Below are 15,464 nucleotides of genomic sequence, written 5' to 3' on the forward strand. Positions count from 1 at the left end.
GCCGTCTGACGGAGTTGTCCACAGTCTCGTCGCCAGCCGGACGGAGCGTCGGGGCGCGCGGCTAGCGTGGTGGCATGACGACGGCGTTCTCTGACCTCGACCAGTACCTCGCACTCCCACGGGTGGACGGCATCGCCCTCAGCCCGGACGGCACCCGTGTCGCGCTCACGGTGAGCACGCTCGACCCGGACGGCACCGGGTACCGCCGCGCGGTCTGGTCGGTGCCGGCGTCCGGCGACGGCGCGCCCGTCCGACTCACCCGGAGCGCGAAGGGCGAGTCCGGTACCGCCTTCACCCGGAACGGTGACCTGCTGTTCGTCTCGGGCCGCCCGGACGCCGACGGCGGCGCCGACGACACCGCGCAGCTCTGGCTGTTGCCGGCTGCGGGGGGCGAAGCACGCCCGGTGACGCGTCTTCCAGGAGGCACGGGTGGCGTCCTCGCGACGGCCAGCGCCTCGGACATGGTCGCCGTCACCGCCGACCTCCTGCCGACGGCCGCCGCCGGGGAGCGCGTCGGGGTCGTCACGCGGGACGCAGCGCTGCGGAAGCGCCGCGACGACAAGAAGGTCCGCGCGATCCTGCACGAGTCGTACCCCGTGCGGTACTGGGACCACGACCTCGGCCCGGACCAGACCCACGTGCTCGGCATCGACCTCGCCGACCTGTCCGAACCGACCGCGGTCGAACCGGCCACGGGTGTGTCGACCGCGGCGAGCGAGTCGGCCGCCTCCGACGACCACGCCCCCGCGCCCTACCCCGCGCACCTGCCCTCCCCAGTGGACCTCACGCCGCAGCCCGGTCGCGCCCTCGACCACGTGTCAGGGGCCCTCACCCCGGACGGCAGCACGCTCGTCGCCGCGGTCGGTGCACCCGAGGCCCGTGGCAGCCGCTCCGTGCTGGTCGCCATCGACGTCGACACCGCCGAGCGCACCGTGCTCTTCGACGACCCCGACGTCGACCACGAACTCCCGACGCTCTCGCACGACGGCTCGATGATCGCCTGGGTCCGGACGGTCCGGTCGACGCCGGCCGGTGCGAACCCGCAAGAAGTCTGGGTGGCGGCCGTCGACGGCTCGGGCGCGCGCCGCATCGCGACCGAGTGGGACCGGTGGCCGAGCGAGCTCGTCTTCGAGCACGGCGACGGCGCGCTCCTCGCGACCGCCGACCAGGACGGCCGCGCCCCGGTGTTCCGGCTCCCCCTCGACGGCGCACCCGTCGAGCAGCTGACCCACGACGACTGGGCGTACTCGGGTCTCCGGGTGGCGGAGGCGACCGGTGTGGTCGTCGCGCTCCGAGCCTCCTGGGCGGCGCCGCTGCACCCCGTCCGGATCGACGCGGACGGCACGGTGACCCCGCTCGCGACACCCGCCGCGCTGCCGGCCGTCCCCGGTCGGCTGGAAGAGGTCGAGACGACCGCCGCCGACGGTGCCCGCGTGCGCGGGTGGCTGGTCCTGCCGGAGGGCGACGGGCCACACCCGCTGCTGCTCTGGATCCACGGCGGTCCGCTGAACTCCTGGAACCAGTGGTCGTGGCGGTGGAACCCGATGCTCGCCGCGGCGCGCGGGTACGCGGTGCTGTTGCCCGACCCGGCACTGTCGACCGGGTACGGCCTCGACTTCGTCAACCGGGGCTGGAACGCCTGGGGACAGGCGCCCTACACCGACCTGATGGCGATCACGGACACCGTCGTCGCCCGGTCGGACATCGACGAGACCCGCACGGCCGCGCTGGGTGGGTCCTTCGGCGGCTACATGGCGAACTGGGTCGCTGGGCACACGGATCGCTTCCGGGCGATCGTCACGCATGCCAGCCTCTGGGCACTCGACCAGTTCACCGGCACGACCGACGCCTCCGACTACTGGCAGTCGATCTTCGACGCGGACGGCATCCACCAGAACGACCCGCACCGCTTCGTCGAGGACATCGTCACGCCGATGCTCGTCATCCACGGAGACCAGGACTACCGGGTGCCGATCGGCGAGGGGCTCCGGCTGTGGTCAGAGCTCGCGGAACACCATGCGGGACCGGACGGCACCATGGCGCACCGGTTCCTGTACTTCCCGGACGAGAACCACTGGATCCTCAAGCCCCAGCACGCATCGATCTGGTACCAGACGGTCTTCGCGTTCCTGGCGCAGCACGTGCTCGACGAGCCGTGGGAGCGGCCCGAACTGCTCGGGTGACCGAGCTGCGGTGAACCCGACCGGTCGGGCTGCGCGCCCCGACCGATCGGGCTGCGGGCCCCAGCCGGTCGGGCTGCCAGCCCCAGCCGGTCGGGCTGTACTCAGACGAACGCAGCCTGCCCGGTGATGGCGCGACCGACGATCAGGGTGTTGACCTCGCGGGTCCCCTCGTACGAGTAGATGGCCTCGGCGTCGGCGAAGAACCGGGCGACGCCCTTGTCGAGCACGATGCCGTTGCCGCCCTGCACCTCGCGGCACCAGGCGACGGTCTCGCGCATCTTCGACGTGGCGAACGCCTTCGCCATCGCCGAGTGCTCGTCCGCGCCGACGCCGGCGTCCTGCATGGCCGAGGCCTGCGTGCACAGGGCGATCGACGCCGTGATGTTCGCCAGGGACTTCACGAGCAGGTCCTGCACGAGCTGGTGCGCCGCGATCGGCTTGCCGAACTGGATGCGCTCGCGGGCGTAGGCCAGTGCGGCGTCGTAGGCACCGACCGCGATGCCGATGGCCTGCCAGGCGACCTCGGTCCGGGTCAGGCGGAGCACCTCGGCCGTCGTGCGGAACGACGTGGCCCGCTGCAGGCGGCGGGACTCGGGCACGCGCACGTCGGTCATCACGATGTCGGCGTTCTGCACGCCGCGAAGCGCGATCTTGTCCTCGATCTTCGTCGCGGTGAAGCCGGGGGTGTCCGTGGTCACGAGGAAGCCCTTGACCTGGTCGTCGGCGACGTCCTTGGCCCAGATGACGACGACGTCGGCGAAGGTCGCGTTGCCGATCCACCGCTTCTCCCCGTCGAGGACCCAGCCGTCACCGTCACGCCGGGCGGTCGTGCGGAGCCCGCGGGCGGAGTCGCTGCCGGAGTAGGGCTCGGTCAGGCCGAACGCGCCGATGAGCTCACCGGTCGCCATGCGGGGCAGCCACTCGCGCTGCTGCTCGTCGCTGCCGGCGACCGCGATCGAGTTCATCGCCAGACCGGACTGCACGCCGATGAACGTCGCGACGCTGGCGTCGATGCGTCCGAGCTCGAGCGCCGCCCACCCGCGGTACACGGCGGAGTTCTCGAACTCGCGCACCAGCGGGATCCCGGGGCCGTACATGCCGAGCTCGGCCAGCGGCTTGATCACCTGCATCGGGAACTCGGCGCGGGCCCAGTACGCGTCGGCGATCGGGGCGACCTCGCGCTCCAGGTACTCCCGCAGGCGTCCGAGCGACTCGCGCTCACGCTCCGTCAACTGCAGCGCGAACCCGTAGAAGTCCGACTCGAGCAGGCTGGGCAGGGACACCGACGTTGACATGGGACCAACGATGCATCATTCTCGGAAACGTTGCAAGGGAGATTCGTGTACACGTCGGAACCCGCGCTGCGCGCCTTCCGGGAGGCTCGCCACACCTTCATCGCCGGGTCCCGGATCGACATGGGCGCGCTGGCCACCACGCTCGGCGTGGACCGGACGTCACTGTTCCGGTGGGTGGGCAACCGGGACCGGTTGCTGTCCGAGGTGCTGTGGTCCCTGGCGGTCCCCACCCTCGACGCCGCCCGCCGTGATGCCGCACCGTCGGGAGCGGCCCGGATCGTCGACGTCCTCGACCGGTTCACCGCCGACCTCATCCAGGCGCCCTACTTCCGGCGCTTCCTGACCCGCGAGCCGGCCCGGGCCCTCCGGCTCCTCACCACGACCGAGAGCGACGTGCAGAGCCGCTTCGTCCAGGCCGTCACCGAGCTCGTCACGGTCGAGGAACGCTCAGGCGCGTTCGACCCCGTACCGTTGTCGGCCGAGGAACTCGCGCGCCTGCTCGTCCGGATCTCGGAGTCGTTCACGTACGCCGACCTGATCTCCGGCGAGACGCCCGACCCCCTGCGGGCCCGGACGACGTTCGAGTACGTCCTCCGCCCCAGCAGCCCCTCGAAGGGAGACCGATGACCATCGACGAGTACCCGTTCCGCCGCACCTACCCCACGCGCTGGAACGACAACGACATGTTCGGGCACGTCAACAACACGATCTACTACAGCGCGATGGACAACGCGTCCACGTACTGGTTCCGCGAGCAGGCCGGCCTCGACCCCTTCTCGTCCACGTGGATCGCCGTGCTGGTGACGTCGAGCTGCCGGTTCGTCGAGTCCGCCGTGTGGCCGGACGTCATCGAGGTCGGGATGCGCTCGAAGCACCTCGGCACCACGAGCCTGTCGTGGGAGTTCGGCCTGTTCCGGCAGGCGGACGGGGCGCTGCTCGCGACGGGCGAGTTCGTGCACGTCATCATCGACCGCGAGGGTGCCCGGCGCCCCGTCCCCCTGCCGGCGGAGCTCCGCGACCTCGTCACGTCGACGATGGTCACCCGTGCTGACGTCGAGCCGCCCGCATCCGCTCTCGCCGGTTCGGACTGACTCAGCACAACCGACGACGGCTCGCACCGCGGACATCAGCGGCGCGAGCCGTCGTCGGTTGTGCGGTGCCACGATGCGCCGCGGCAGAGCGCGCCGTGCCGCGGCACTGGCCCTGCCGGGTGACCGCGTCAGCTGCTGAGGGCGGCCAGCTCGAGGTTGATGTCGTCGGGGTCCTGCACGGACAGGATCGTCATGCCGGCCTCGCCGAGCTCGGTGACCTCGCCGTGCTCGACGCCCGCCGCGTCGAGCCGGGTCGCCGCCTGGTGCAGCTCGTCGACGCTCCCGACGACGAAGCTCACGTGGTCGAGCCCGACGGTGTCGGCGTCGAAGCGCTGACCGGCGGGGGCGACGGGTCGCAGGCCGAACACCTGGTCGCCGAGCTGGAACACGCAGCCGCCGTAGAAGCGCTGGCGGTCCTCGCGGACGCCCGGCTCGTCGACCTCGTCGCTGAAGTCGATGACCGGGTCCGAGCCGAGCAGCTGCTGGTAGAACGCCTTGCTGCGGGCGATGTCGGTCACGGTCACGCGGACGTGGGCCAGGGCGGTGGGACGGGCGATCGGTTCGCTCATGGTGGTGCTCCTCGCGGGGTCGGTCGGCGCCGCTCTCGACGCCGACCACGACGCAACGCCCCACGCCTGGGGAGTCGCAGGGCACGGCGCGGAGACCGGACACCGCCCCCCCTGACCGCGGCCCTGACCGCGACCGGCGGCGCAGATCGGCGCCGCACAACCGCCGTCGGCTCGAACCGGCAACGTCCGCGGTTCGAGCCGACTTCGGTGGTGTGAGTCCGATCGGCACCAGGCGGTGATCAGCGACCGACGGGCGGCTAGATCAGTTCGTCGGTGAGGTGGTTCGGCGTGCCGAAGCGGTGCGCCGTGATCGACACCGCCTGCTCGCGGAGGAACGGCAGCATCTCGATCCGCCCGGCCTCGGTCACCGGCTCCGCGTAGACCGCGACGTCGGGGCGACCGTCGACCGCCTCGTACAGGGCCGACGCCGATCCGCCGATGAGCCGCACGCGGGTCGCCGGGCCTCGGGCGACGCGGGCGCCGAACGCCGAGTCGGACTCCGACGCCGTGACCGAGCGGACGACGGGCAGCGCCGCGATCACCTCGGGGACGGTGCCGGCAGACGAGACGTCGATCGTCGTGCCGGCACGGAGTGCGGCGGCGACGACCCGGACCAGGGACTCGACGTCCTCCGCGGCGTCCGAGGCCAGCCGCACGTGGACACCGGGGAACGGCAGGTACCGCGCGATGTTCCGCTCGGCCGACAGCGCGGACACGTCCTGCGCGGTGCCGAACAGCGACGTCCAGGCCAGCTCGTCCGACGCGACCGCGCGGGAGAGCGACGGCGACGAGACACCGACAGCGCGCAGGAACGCCGCGACCGGGGCCGAGACGGGGGCGCCGGCGGTGGCGTCGGCAGGTGCCCACGACCCGAGCCCGACGAGGTAGTTCACGCCACCGGCCTTGGTGCCGGCACCGACGGCGGACTTCTTCCACCCGCCGAACGGCTGCCGACGCACGACCGCCCCGGTGATGCCGCGGTTCACGTACAGGTTGCCGGCGTCGATGCGGGACAGCCACGTGCCGATCTCGGACGGGTCGAGCGAGTGCAGGCCCGAGGTCAGGCCGTAGTCGACCTCGTTGACGATGTCGATCGCCTCGTCCAGGGTGGCGGCGCGCATCACACCGAGCACCGGGCCGAAGTACTCCGTCCGGTGGAAGGCGGACCCACGGGCGACACCGCCGCGGACGCCGGGGCTCCAGAGCTTGCCCGTGTCGTCGAGCTTCCGCGGGCGGACGGCCCAGGACTCCCCCGCGCCGAGCTTCGTCAGCCCGTCGAGCAGCTTGCCCGCGGCCGGTTCCACGATCGGCCCCATCTGCGACGTCGGGTCGGTGGGGTAGCCGACGGTCATCGAGGACACCGCGTCGACGAGCTGCGAGTGGAAGCGGCGCGAGCGCGCGACGGACCCGACGAGCACGACGAGCGACGCAGCCGAGCACTTCTGCCCGGCGTGCCCGAAGGCCGACGCAACGACGTCCTTGACGGCCAGGTCGAGATCGGCCGACGGCGTGACGATGATCGCGTTCTTGCCCGACGTCTCGGCGAGGAGCGGCAGGTCCGTGCGGAACGAGCGGAACAGCGACGCGGTCTCGTAGGCGCCGGTGAGGATCACCCGGTCGACGAGCGGCGACGCGACCAGCGTCGACCCGAGGTCGGTCTCGGAGACGTCGACGAACGCGAGCACGTCGGCGGGAGCCCCCATCGCGTCGAGCGCGGTGTCGATGACCGACGCCAGGACGGCACCGCTCCGGGCGGCCGGCGGCGCGGGCTTCAACACGACGGCGGACCCGGCGGCCAGGGCGGCGAGCGTCGACCCGGCGGGGATCGCGACGGGGAAGTTCCACGGCGGCGCGACCAGGGTCAACGCAGCCGGCGAGAACGTGGCACCGTCGACCTCGTCGAGCGCCGCGGCCATGTCGCCGTAGAAGTGGGCGAAGTCGATCGCCTCGGAGACCTCGGGGTCGGCCTGGTCGATGGTCTTGCCGGTCTCGGACGCCATCACCTCGATGAGGGCAGCGCGGTTCGCCTCGAGCGCGTCGCCGACGGCGTGGAGCACCGCACCACGCGCCGCACCGGACCAGGTCCCCCAGACCGCACCCGCGCTGCGGACGCGCTGCAGGACCGACGTGAGCTGCGTGTCGGACGTCAGCCGGGCCTCCTGGACGCCCCGGACCCCGAGCGTGGACGACGCGATCCGCTCGGTGATGGCCGCGCCCCAGGCGCGGGTGGCGGCGACCGACGGGTCGCTGTCCGGCGTGTTCTCGAAGTGGCCGGGAGTCGGGCGACCGACGGCTGCGTAGCGGTCGGCGACGCGGTGCGACTCCGGGACGGCGAGCCCGTCCGGGCGCGACAGCGGCTCCAGGGACGCGCGGAACCGCGACTCCTCGCGCGCGAACAGCGACGGCGACGAGTGCAGCGAGAACACCGCGGACATGAAGTTGTCCTGCGAGGCGCCCTCCTCCAGTCGGCGGATGAGGTAGGCGATCGCGACGTCGAACTCCCCCGGGTGGACGACGGGCGTGTAGAGCAGCAGCGACCCGACCGTCTTGCGGACCGCGGCCGCCTGACCCTGCGCCATGCCGAGCAGCATCTCGAACTCGATGCCCTCGCGGACCCCGCGTTCGCCGGCCAGCAGCCAGGCGTGCGCGACGTCGAACAGGTTGTGCCCAGCGACGCCGACGCGGACGTTCGCCACGCGGTCGGGCGTCAGGGCCCAGTCGAGCACCCGCTTGTAGTTCGTGTCCGAGTCCTGCTTGGTGTGCCAGGTCGCGAGCGGCCAGCCGTGCACCGAGGCCTCGACCTGCTCCATCGGCAGGTTCGCCCCCTTGACCAGGCGGACCTTGATGCCGGCGCCACCGCGGGCGCGACGGGCAGCGGACCACTCCTGCAGGTGCTGCATCGCGGCGAGCGCGTCCGGCAGGTAGGCCTGCAGCACGATCCCGGCTTCGAGCCCGAGGAACGCCGGCTCGTCGAGGAGCTTCGTGAAGACCGCGATGGTCAGGTCGAGGTCCTTGAACTCCTCCATGTCGAGGTTGATGAACTTCGCCGGATCGGAGGATGCGGCGCGGGCGAACAGTGGGCGCAGCTTCTCGACGATGTCGTCGACGGCGTGGTCGAAGGCCCACGGCGAGTGCGGGTGCACGGTCGAGGAGACCTTGATCGACACGTAGTCCACGTCGGGGCGCGCGAGCAGCTTGTGCGTGCCCTCGAGCCGTCGGGCCGCCTCGCCTTCGCCGAGGACCGCCTCGCCGAGGAGGTTCACGTTGAGCCGGACGCCGTCCTGCTTGATCTTCGCGATCGCGGGACCGAGCTTCGCATCGGTCGCGTCGACGATCAGGTGGCCGACCATGTTCCGCAGCACGCGTCGGGCGACGGGGACGACGACACCCGGGAGGCCCGGTGCCAGTCCGCCACCGAGGCGCACCAGAGAACGGAGCGCGCTGGGCAGGAAGCCGGGTGCGTCCGGCGCGATGGCGCGCAGCTTCCGCGCGGCGACGCCGAGGTCCTCCGGTCGGACGACCCCGTCGACGAACCCGACGGCGAACGCGAGGCCCTTCGGGTCGGCGAGCACGCCGGCGAGCTGCTTGGCCGACCCGTCGACCGGGTACGTCTCCGCCTCGGCGAGCCACTGCCTGACCAGCGCGACGGACTCGTCGGCGAGTCCGGCGTGGTCGGTGGCGGAGGCGCGGTCGGTCGTGGTCGCTGCGTCGTTGCGCGGCTGGACGTCGGTCATGGGATCAGTGTGTCGCTCGCGCTTCCGGTAGCGGAAGCAACTCTTCCTGATGTGTTCCGTTCAGGTGAACTACTCTTTCGTCATGCTCGACGTCCGTCGCCTGGTGCTGCTCCGCGAGTTGTCAATCCGCGGAACGGTCGCCGCTGTCGCCGATGCGATGAACTTCACCCCGTCGGCGGTCTCACAGCAGCTCGCGGTGCTCGAGCGCGAGGCCGGCGTGCAGCTCCTCCGCAAGGCCGGACGGCGGCTGCAGCTCACCCCGCAGGCCGAGGTGCTCGTGGCTGCGGCGGGCGACGTGCTCGACACACTGGAGCGGGCGCAGTCGACGGTCGAGGCCACGATGACGAGCGTGCAGGGGCGCGTGCGGGTGGCGGTGTTCCAGTCGGCGGCGCTCGCCCTGATGCCGAACGCCCTGCGCATCATGGTGACCGAGCACCCGGACGTCCGCGTCGAGATGGTGCAGCGCGAACCGGAGACCGCGCTCAACGAGACCTGGGCGCGGGACTTCGACATGGTGATCGCCGAGCAGTACCCGGCACACGCGGCACCGCGGTTCCCGGGCCTCGACCGTCGCGACCTGACGACCGACGCCGTCCGGCTGGCGCTGCCGCCCGTGGACACGTCCCTGTGGCCCGTCGACTCCCTGACCGGCGCGGCCGACCTGCCGTGGGTGATGGAGCCACGCGGGACGGCGTCGCGGCACTTCGCGGAGCAGCTCTGCCGACGTTCGGGGTTCGAACCAGACGTGCGCTACGAGACGGCGGACCTGCAGGCGCAGATCCGGTTGATCGAGTCGGGCAACGCCGTGGCGCTGATGCCCGACCTGGTCTGGGCCGGCCGCTCGACCACCTGCCGGCTGCTCGACCTGCCCGGGGACGCCGAGCGGACGATCTTCACGGCGCAACGGACGGCGTCGTCGCTCTCCCCCGCGGTGGCAGCGCTCCGGGACGCCCTCGAACGGGCAGCGGCGACCTCGCGCACCTGACGGAGTGCGCTGTACCCCCAACGCGAGTGACATTGCGCGTTTCCGTCTGGCTGCTCGCGCGCGGATACCAATACGCTCCGAGCACGTCGGGGATTCTCGGCGAATTCTTATGTTCCGGCACCCGACCGGACTGCATCCCTGGGGGAACCCGTGCACCGAAGCACCTCCGGAGCTCGACGCGCCTGCGCTGTCGGCACCACCATCGCACTCATCGGTCTCACGACCGGTCTCGGCCTCGTGACCGCGACCGCGGCCTCCGCAGACGAGATCAGCGACCCGACCACCAGCGTCTCCGCGCCCGCGGACCCGACTGCCCCGACGGACCCGACGGCCCCGGCCGACGGCACGCCCGCACCGGACGACGCCCAGCCGACCGCTCCCGCGTCCACGGAGCCGGCAGCGCCCGCATCGACCGAGCCCGCTGCCGCGGCTCCGACCGCGCCGGCGACACCTCGGCCCACGAAGCCCACCGCCCCGTCGAGCTCCGCACCGACCGCTGACGCCTCCGCACCCGCTGCCGCACGCATCGCCGCCGAGATCGTCGGCGACGCGAAGGTCGGCTCGGTCCTGCGCGTCGACACCGCCGACATCACCGGTCCGTACGCGTACGCCTGGTCCGTCGGGGACGGTCCGACCGTCTCGACCACGCCGTCCTTCCCGGTCACGAACGCCGAGATCGGTTCGACCATCACCGTGGTCGTGACGGGCGCCGATGACGTCACCGCCGAGGCCACGACCGCCGCGGTCACCGAGGACGTCACCTTCGGCGGGGACACCACGTCCTCCGACGAGCCCCTGGTCATCGACACGACGGCCGGCACGACGTTCGCGCAGTCGTTCGCCGTCACCGCGGGCAGCGGCGACGTGACCTACTCGGTCGGGTACTCCGACCCGGAGTGGTCCGACCCGACCGACCCCGACGACCAGCCGGAGTCGTACCTGCCGGACGGCGTGGAGCTCGACCCCGCGACCGGCCTGCTCAGCGGCATGTCGACCAGCGCGAGCTACTACGACTTCACCGTCGTCGCGAGCAACGGCACCTCGACCGCGACGCAGTACGTCGAGGTCGTCGTCAGCCCCGACGCCGCGATCGGCGTGCTCGCATCGGCCCTCGACACGTCACCGCAGGACCTCTTCCAGGACGGCAGGCCCGCCACCGCCTGGATCATCCTGCCGGACGGGTCCATCAGCACGGTCCACTTCCCCGGGGACGACGCCGTCGAGCCCACCTTCGAGGACGGCGGCCAGCCGACGGTGCCCCAGGGCCAGTCGCTCTGGATCTCGGGCAGCGCGATCGACCGGTTCGGCAACCTGACCGAGGAGTGGGAGGACGGCGAGACCTTCCCGTCCCCGACCATCACGAGCGACCACGCCACGGACGTCATCGCCCTCGACGAGGACACCTTCTCGACGAAGGTGACCTTCCCGCACGCGTCCGAGCACCGCCTCACGGTCGCGCAGGACGACGTCTCGGTGTCGTTCCCCGTCACCGTGGTCCCGACCCCCGCGGTCGTCCCGGCGGCCACGGCTCCGGTCTTCCCGGTGGCAGCCGCCCCGATCGCCTCCGCGCCGACCGCCGGTCGTCAGCTCGCCTACACCGGCTCCGACACCACGGACGCCCTGCCCTGGGCACTCGCGATGCTCCTCGCCGGGGCCGGCCTGGTCGGCGTCCGCGTGATGCGCCGCCGCACCCAGCGCTGACCCGCACGACACACCGAACACCACGAGGGCGTCTCCACCGGGGGCGCCCTCGTCCTCTCCCGTTCCTGCCCACCCGGCCAGCGAACGTTCACGATCCGGCACCCGACCGGACCTCATCCCCTGGGGGAACCCGTGCACCGCAGCACCTCCGGAGCCCGACGCGCCTGCGCCGTCGGCACCACCATCGCACTCATCGGCCTGACCACCGGCCTCGGCCTCGTCACCGCGACCGCGGCCTCCGCCGACGAACTCGCGGACCCGACCACCGGCCAGACCGCGCCGGCCGCACCCGCCGACCCGACCGCCGACCCGACGCCGGGCGCGACCCCGACCGACCCGGCCAGCCCGACGACGCCGGCGACCGACCCGTCCGTTGCGCCGACCCCGGGACCCGACCAGGGCCTCCCGACCGACACGCCGACAGCCGCAGCGCCCACCGGAGCCGGCCACGGCACGCCGACCACAGCCCCGATCACGGGCGCCGAGCCGAGCACCCTGCCGCCGTCGCTCACCGCACCGCGCGACGTGCCCCCGTCCCCCGCAGCGACGACGCCGACCGTGACGATCACCGGGACGCCACGTCCGGGCGAGGACCTGGTCGCGAAGACGTCAGGCTTCACCGCCCCCGCGTCGTACTCCTACGTCTGGACCGTCGGTGACGTCGTCGCTGCCGAGACCGGCGCGAGCTACACCGTGCAGACCGCCGACATCAGCAAGGTCGTCCACGTCACCGTCACGAGCGGCACCGAGACCGCGGAGGCCGACACCGCCACGACCGTTGCGCAGCAGCCGGCCTTCGGCACCGGGACGGTCCGGGAGGACCCGCTCGTCCTCACGACCGTCGCGGGCGAACCGTTCTCGTACACCGTCACCGCGACGGGCGACCCGACGCCGACGTACACGCTCGACTGGTCCGACCCGTCCGACGTGAGCGACGTCGACGAGGGCTACACGCCGGACCTCCAGCTCCCCGACGCGACCACGTTCGAGGACGGCGTCCTGACCGGCACCCCCACGGCCGCGTCGTCGTACACGTTCAGCGTCGACGCCACGAACGCCGGCGGCACCGCGAAGCAGTACGTCGAGCTCGACGTCCTGCCCGCGGCTTCCGCCGGCTTCGAGGTGTCCACGGGCGACCGCGCCGAGCTCACCACGAACGGCGAGGTCGAGCAGTGGATCATCGCGCCGGACGGCTCGGTGTCGACCCTGCACCTGTCGCAGCACGTCGACGAGGACGGCACCGGGTGGAGCATCGGGTTCTCCGAACCGGGCGGCCGACCGACCATCGAGCAGGGCGGCACGCTCTTCATCACCGGCAGCACGGTCGACGCGTACGGGAACCCCACCGACAGCACCGCGGGCGACACGTCCTCCCCGACACCGACCGTCACCTCGGACGTGGCCAGCGACGTCGTCAGGTCCGACCCGGAGAACGGCGACTACGGCATGGTCGACGTCACCGTGCACGAGGCCTCGACGCACCACCTGACCATCGCCGACACCGCTGCCGGGTTCGCAACGGCGTTCGACGTCGAGGTGACGCCCACGGCAGCGGTCGCCCCGGTGCCCCCGGTCGCGTTCGTCCAGCCCGCCGCACCGGCAGCCGCCCCGGTCGCCCCTGCGCGGACAGTCGGCCGCCAGCTGGCCTCCACCGGCTCGGACGCCACGAACGCCCTCCCCTGGGCGCTCGCGATGCTCCTCGCCGGTGCCGGTCTGGTCGGCTTCCGCACCTTCCGCCGCCGCGCCCAGCGCTGACGGCCCCTCCTGGTCGCGTCGGGTGCACCCCTGACACGACCGGGAGGCTCCTCCCGCGGCCCCGTCCGACCGGTCAACGGTCAACGGGGCCGTCCTGCGCGTCCCCGGCCGTCGCGGCGCCCGGTCGGTACCGTTGGCCCATGCCCACACTGCTGCACATCGACTCCTCGGCCGACCTCGCCCACTCCCGCTCGCGCGCCCTGACCGCCGCGTTCGCCGACGCCTGGCGTGCACGGGGTCCGGAGTACACGGTGGTCCGCCGCGACCTGCACACGGACCCGCTCCCGCACCTGGAGACCTCGGCGCTGCACTGGGCCGCAGCGGACCGCACCGACGAGGAGTCCGTCGACCCGCAGGCCGAGGCACTGCGCCAGGCGGTGATCGACGAGCTCCTCGGTGCGGACGTCGTCGTGATCGGTGCGCCGCTGTACAACTACACGGTGCCGTCGACCCTCAAGGCCTGGATCGACCGCGTGCACATCCCGGGCGTCCTCGCCCCCGCGGCCGAGGGTGACGCCCAGCCCCTCGCCGGCCGGCCCGTCGTGACCGTCGTCAGCCGTGGCGGCACCTACGACGCCGGCACCCCGACCGAGCACTGGGACCACGGCTCGCCCGTGCTCGAGATCGTCCTCGGGAGCGCGCTCGGCATGCGGCAGTACCCGATCACCGTGAGCGCCACGCTCTCCGACCGGCTGCCCGCGCTGGCGCCGATGGCCGACCACGCCGCAGCCGAGTTCCACGACGCGCGGACGACGCTCGAGCGCCTGGCGACGACGCTCGGCTGATCAGGCGGGACGGACCTCGGCGCGCCGGCCGAGCAGGTCCGCGTGGAAGGCCGTCTGCGTCAGTGCGCTCGCCAGCAGGAAGCCCCGCATCGACGCGATGCCGCCGCTGAAGGGCACGCGGGACGCGACCTCGAACAGCGTCGGCGCGTCCAGCGTGTCGAGGGCGGCGGCGACGTGGGCGCTCCGCTCCTCCCGATGCCGTGCGAGCGTCCGGGCCCGGGACACCACGTCGCGGAACCGGTACTCGTGCCCCGGGCAGACCTCGAGGTCCGCGTACCCGTCGAGCCGCCCCAGGGACGCCAGGTAGTCGCCCAGCGGGTTCGTCGCCGTCCGGCCGCCGAGCCCGAGCCCGGAGTTGATCCGCGGCAGCACGTGGTCGCCGGTGAACAGCAGCCCGTCGGCCTCGTCGACGAAGCACAGGTGCCCGCTGGTGTGCCCGGGCGTCCACAGCGCCCGGATCGTCCTGCCCGGGACCGGCAGCACGTCGCCGTCCTCGAGCAGCAGGTCGGCCCACGGGGGTTCGGCGGCGCCGAGACCGATGCGCCGACCGGTCCCCCACGCGGCGCTCAGGCCGGCGCGGAACTCCGGCGGCACGCCCCAGGTGGCGATGTCGGCCTCGTGCCGTGCGGCGTCCTCGCGTTCGTGCTCCAGCGCGTGCACCTCGAGCGCGTGCATCGCCACGCGGGCACCCGAGGCCCGGCGGAGGGCAGCGGCCGCGCCGAGGTGGTCCGCGTGCAGGTGCGTGACGACCACGAGCCCCACGTCGGCGAGCGCACGGCCGATGCTGCCCAGTCCCGCGGTCAGGACGTCGAGCGCACCGTCCTCGCTCCACCCCGGGTCGATGACCGCGAGCGAACCGTCCGACCCCTCGACGACGTACACCAGCGTCGCGTCGGGGACGCCCCCGCGGAACGGGACGGCGAGCGTCCAGATGCCCGGCCGGACCTCCTCGACGGGCGGCAGCTCCCCCGCGGCGAGCGCCGTGGCCTGCACGGCGCTGATCGGGACGGGGGCCGGGGCAGCCGGCGGCGGGGACGGACGGGTCGACACCCGGCCACCATAACGACCGGACGGACGCGCGACGAGCCGACCCGGGCCTCCCGGACAGCGGTCCCGAGCCGAGCCGGACGGACGTGGACCGCTGCCCTCCTCGCCCGCAGCGTCCTTCCCGGCGGTACCCGCTCCCCGACCGTTTCGCCCTGCGGTCGTGACGGATCTGGTCGGCGAGCCTCGGGGATCGCGAGCCGGATCCGTCATGGCGGAATCCGATCTCCAGCCGGGAGCCGGGATGCGGCCGGTCCTGTCAGTCACTGCGGGATGGGGACGGTCGAGCCGACCCGGACCTCCCGGACGGCACCTGCGGGTA

Annotated in this window: 11 protein-coding genes; 7 read left to right on the top strand and 4 right to left on the bottom strand. The window is 72.8% G+C overall.

What is annotated here, in order from left to right; all coding sequences use genetic code 11:
* Positions 1-74 precede the first annotated feature (74 nt).
* Positions 75-2,183: a S9 family peptidase gene (locus tag ITJ68_RS15865; RefSeq protein WP_194662636.1), complete on the top strand. Its 2,109-nt coding sequence runs from the start codon at positions 75-77 to the stop codon at positions 2,181-2,183.
* 101 nt (positions 2,184-2,284) lie between these two features.
* On the opposite strand, the gene ITJ68_RS15870 is transcribed toward ITJ68_RS15865, so the two are convergent.
* Positions 2,285-3,478, bottom strand: a complete 1,194-nt coding sequence (locus tag ITJ68_RS15870) for an acyl-CoA dehydrogenase family protein (protein ID WP_228505836.1) — start codon at positions 3,476-3,478, stop codon at positions 2,285-2,287.
* Between the two features lie 45 nt (positions 3,479-3,523).
* On the opposite strand from ITJ68_RS15870, the gene ITJ68_RS15875 reads away from it, so the two are divergent.
* Together ITJ68_RS15875 and ITJ68_RS15880 are read left to right on the top strand one after the other, a co-directional pair.
* A complete protein-coding gene (locus tag ITJ68_RS15875; protein WP_194662637.1) occupies positions 3,524-4,105 on the top strand; it encodes a QsdR family transcriptional regulator in 582 nt (193 codons plus the stop codon).
* A complete protein-coding gene (locus ITJ68_RS15880; protein ID WP_194662638.1) occupies positions 4,102-4,569 on the top strand; it encodes an acyl-CoA thioesterase in 468 nt (155 codons plus the stop codon). The genes ITJ68_RS15875 and ITJ68_RS15880 overlap by 4 nt, the downstream gene beginning before the upstream one ends.
* 128 nt (positions 4,570-4,697) lie before the next feature.
* Here ITJ68_RS15880 and ITJ68_RS15885 read toward each other — a convergent pair whose 3' ends face one another.
* Both ITJ68_RS15885 and ITJ68_RS15890 read right to left on the bottom strand, forming a co-directional pair.
* On the bottom strand, positions 4,698-5,138 hold the full coding sequence (locus ITJ68_RS15885) for a VOC family protein (protein WP_194662639.1): 441 nt from the start codon (positions 5,136-5,138) through the stop codon (positions 4,698-4,700).
* A gap of 257 nt (positions 5,139-5,395) precedes the next feature.
* The gene (locus ITJ68_RS15890) at positions 5,396-8,872 is read right to left on the bottom strand and encodes a proline dehydrogenase family protein (protein WP_194662641.1); all 3,477 of its coding nucleotides are present in this window, start codon (positions 8,870-8,872) and stop codon (positions 5,396-5,398) included.
* A gap of 82 nt (positions 8,873-8,954) precedes the next feature.
* On the opposite strand from ITJ68_RS15890, the gene ITJ68_RS15895 reads away from it, so the two are divergent.
* The 4 genes from ITJ68_RS15895 to ITJ68_RS15910 all read left to right on the top strand — a co-directional run bounded on the left by ITJ68_RS15895 (position 8,955) and on the right by ITJ68_RS15910 (position 14,098).
* On the top strand, positions 8,955-9,857 hold the full coding sequence (locus ITJ68_RS15895; protein ID WP_194662643.1) for a LysR substrate-binding domain-containing protein: 903 nt from the start codon (positions 8,955-8,957) through the stop codon (positions 9,855-9,857).
* Positions 9,858-10,007: 150 nt separating this feature from the next.
* Positions 10,008-11,558 carry a putative Ig domain-containing protein gene (locus ITJ68_RS15900; protein ID WP_194662645.1) on the top strand — a complete coding sequence of 517 codons (1,551 nt, stop codon included), beginning with the start codon at positions 10,008-10,010 and terminating at the stop codon, positions 11,556-11,558.
* Between the two features lie 132 nt (positions 11,559-11,690).
* Positions 11,691-13,313 carry an LPXTG cell wall anchor domain-containing protein gene (locus tag ITJ68_RS15905; RefSeq protein WP_194662647.1) on the top strand — a complete coding sequence of 541 codons (1,623 nt, stop codon included), beginning with the start codon at positions 11,691-11,693 and terminating at the stop codon, positions 13,311-13,313.
* A 140-nt stretch (positions 13,314-13,453) separates the two neighbouring features.
* Entirely contained in the window at positions 13,454-14,098 is a 645-nt protein-coding gene (locus tag ITJ68_RS15910; protein WP_194662649.1) for an FMN-dependent NADH-azoreductase, read from the top strand.
* Here the strand turns inward: ITJ68_RS15910 and ITJ68_RS15915 are convergent, their stop codons facing one another.
* Positions 14,099-15,148, bottom strand: coding sequence for an MBL fold metallo-hydrolase (locus tag ITJ68_RS15915; protein ID WP_194662651.1), 1,050 nt, complete (start codon positions 15,146-15,148; stop codon positions 14,099-14,101).
* Positions 15,149-15,464 lie beyond the last annotated feature (316 nt).

This window comes from Curtobacterium sp. VKM Ac-1395, from assembly GCF_015350975.1.
Classification (GTDB): domain Bacteria; phylum Actinomycetota; class Actinomycetes; order Actinomycetales; family Microbacteriaceae; genus Curtobacterium.

Coding starts and splice junctions, on each gene's coding strand:
- ITJ68_RS15865 (WP_194662636.1), top strand. CDS start 75: ATGACGACGGCGTTCTCTGACCTCGACCAGTACCTCGCACTCCCACGG.
- ITJ68_RS15895 (WP_194662643.1), top strand. CDS start 8,955: ATGCTCGACGTCCGTCGCCTGGTGCTGCTCCGCGAGTTGTCAATCCGC.
- ITJ68_RS15890 (WP_194662641.1), bottom strand. CDS start 8,872: ATGACCGACGTCCAGCCGCGCAACGACGCAGCGACCACGACCGACCGC.
- ITJ68_RS15870 (WP_228505836.1), bottom strand. CDS start 3,478: ATGTCAACGTCGGTGTCCCTGCCCAGCCTGCTCGAGTCGGACTTCTAC.
- ITJ68_RS15880 (WP_194662638.1), top strand. CDS start 4,102: ATGACCATCGACGAGTACCCGTTCCGCCGCACCTACCCCACGCGCTGG.
- ITJ68_RS15910 (WP_194662649.1), top strand. CDS start 13,454: ATGCCCACACTGCTGCACATCGACTCCTCGGCCGACCTCGCCCACTCC.
- ITJ68_RS15885 (WP_194662639.1), bottom strand. CDS start 5,138: ATGAGCGAACCGATCGCCCGTCCCACCGCCCTGGCCCACGTCCGCGTG.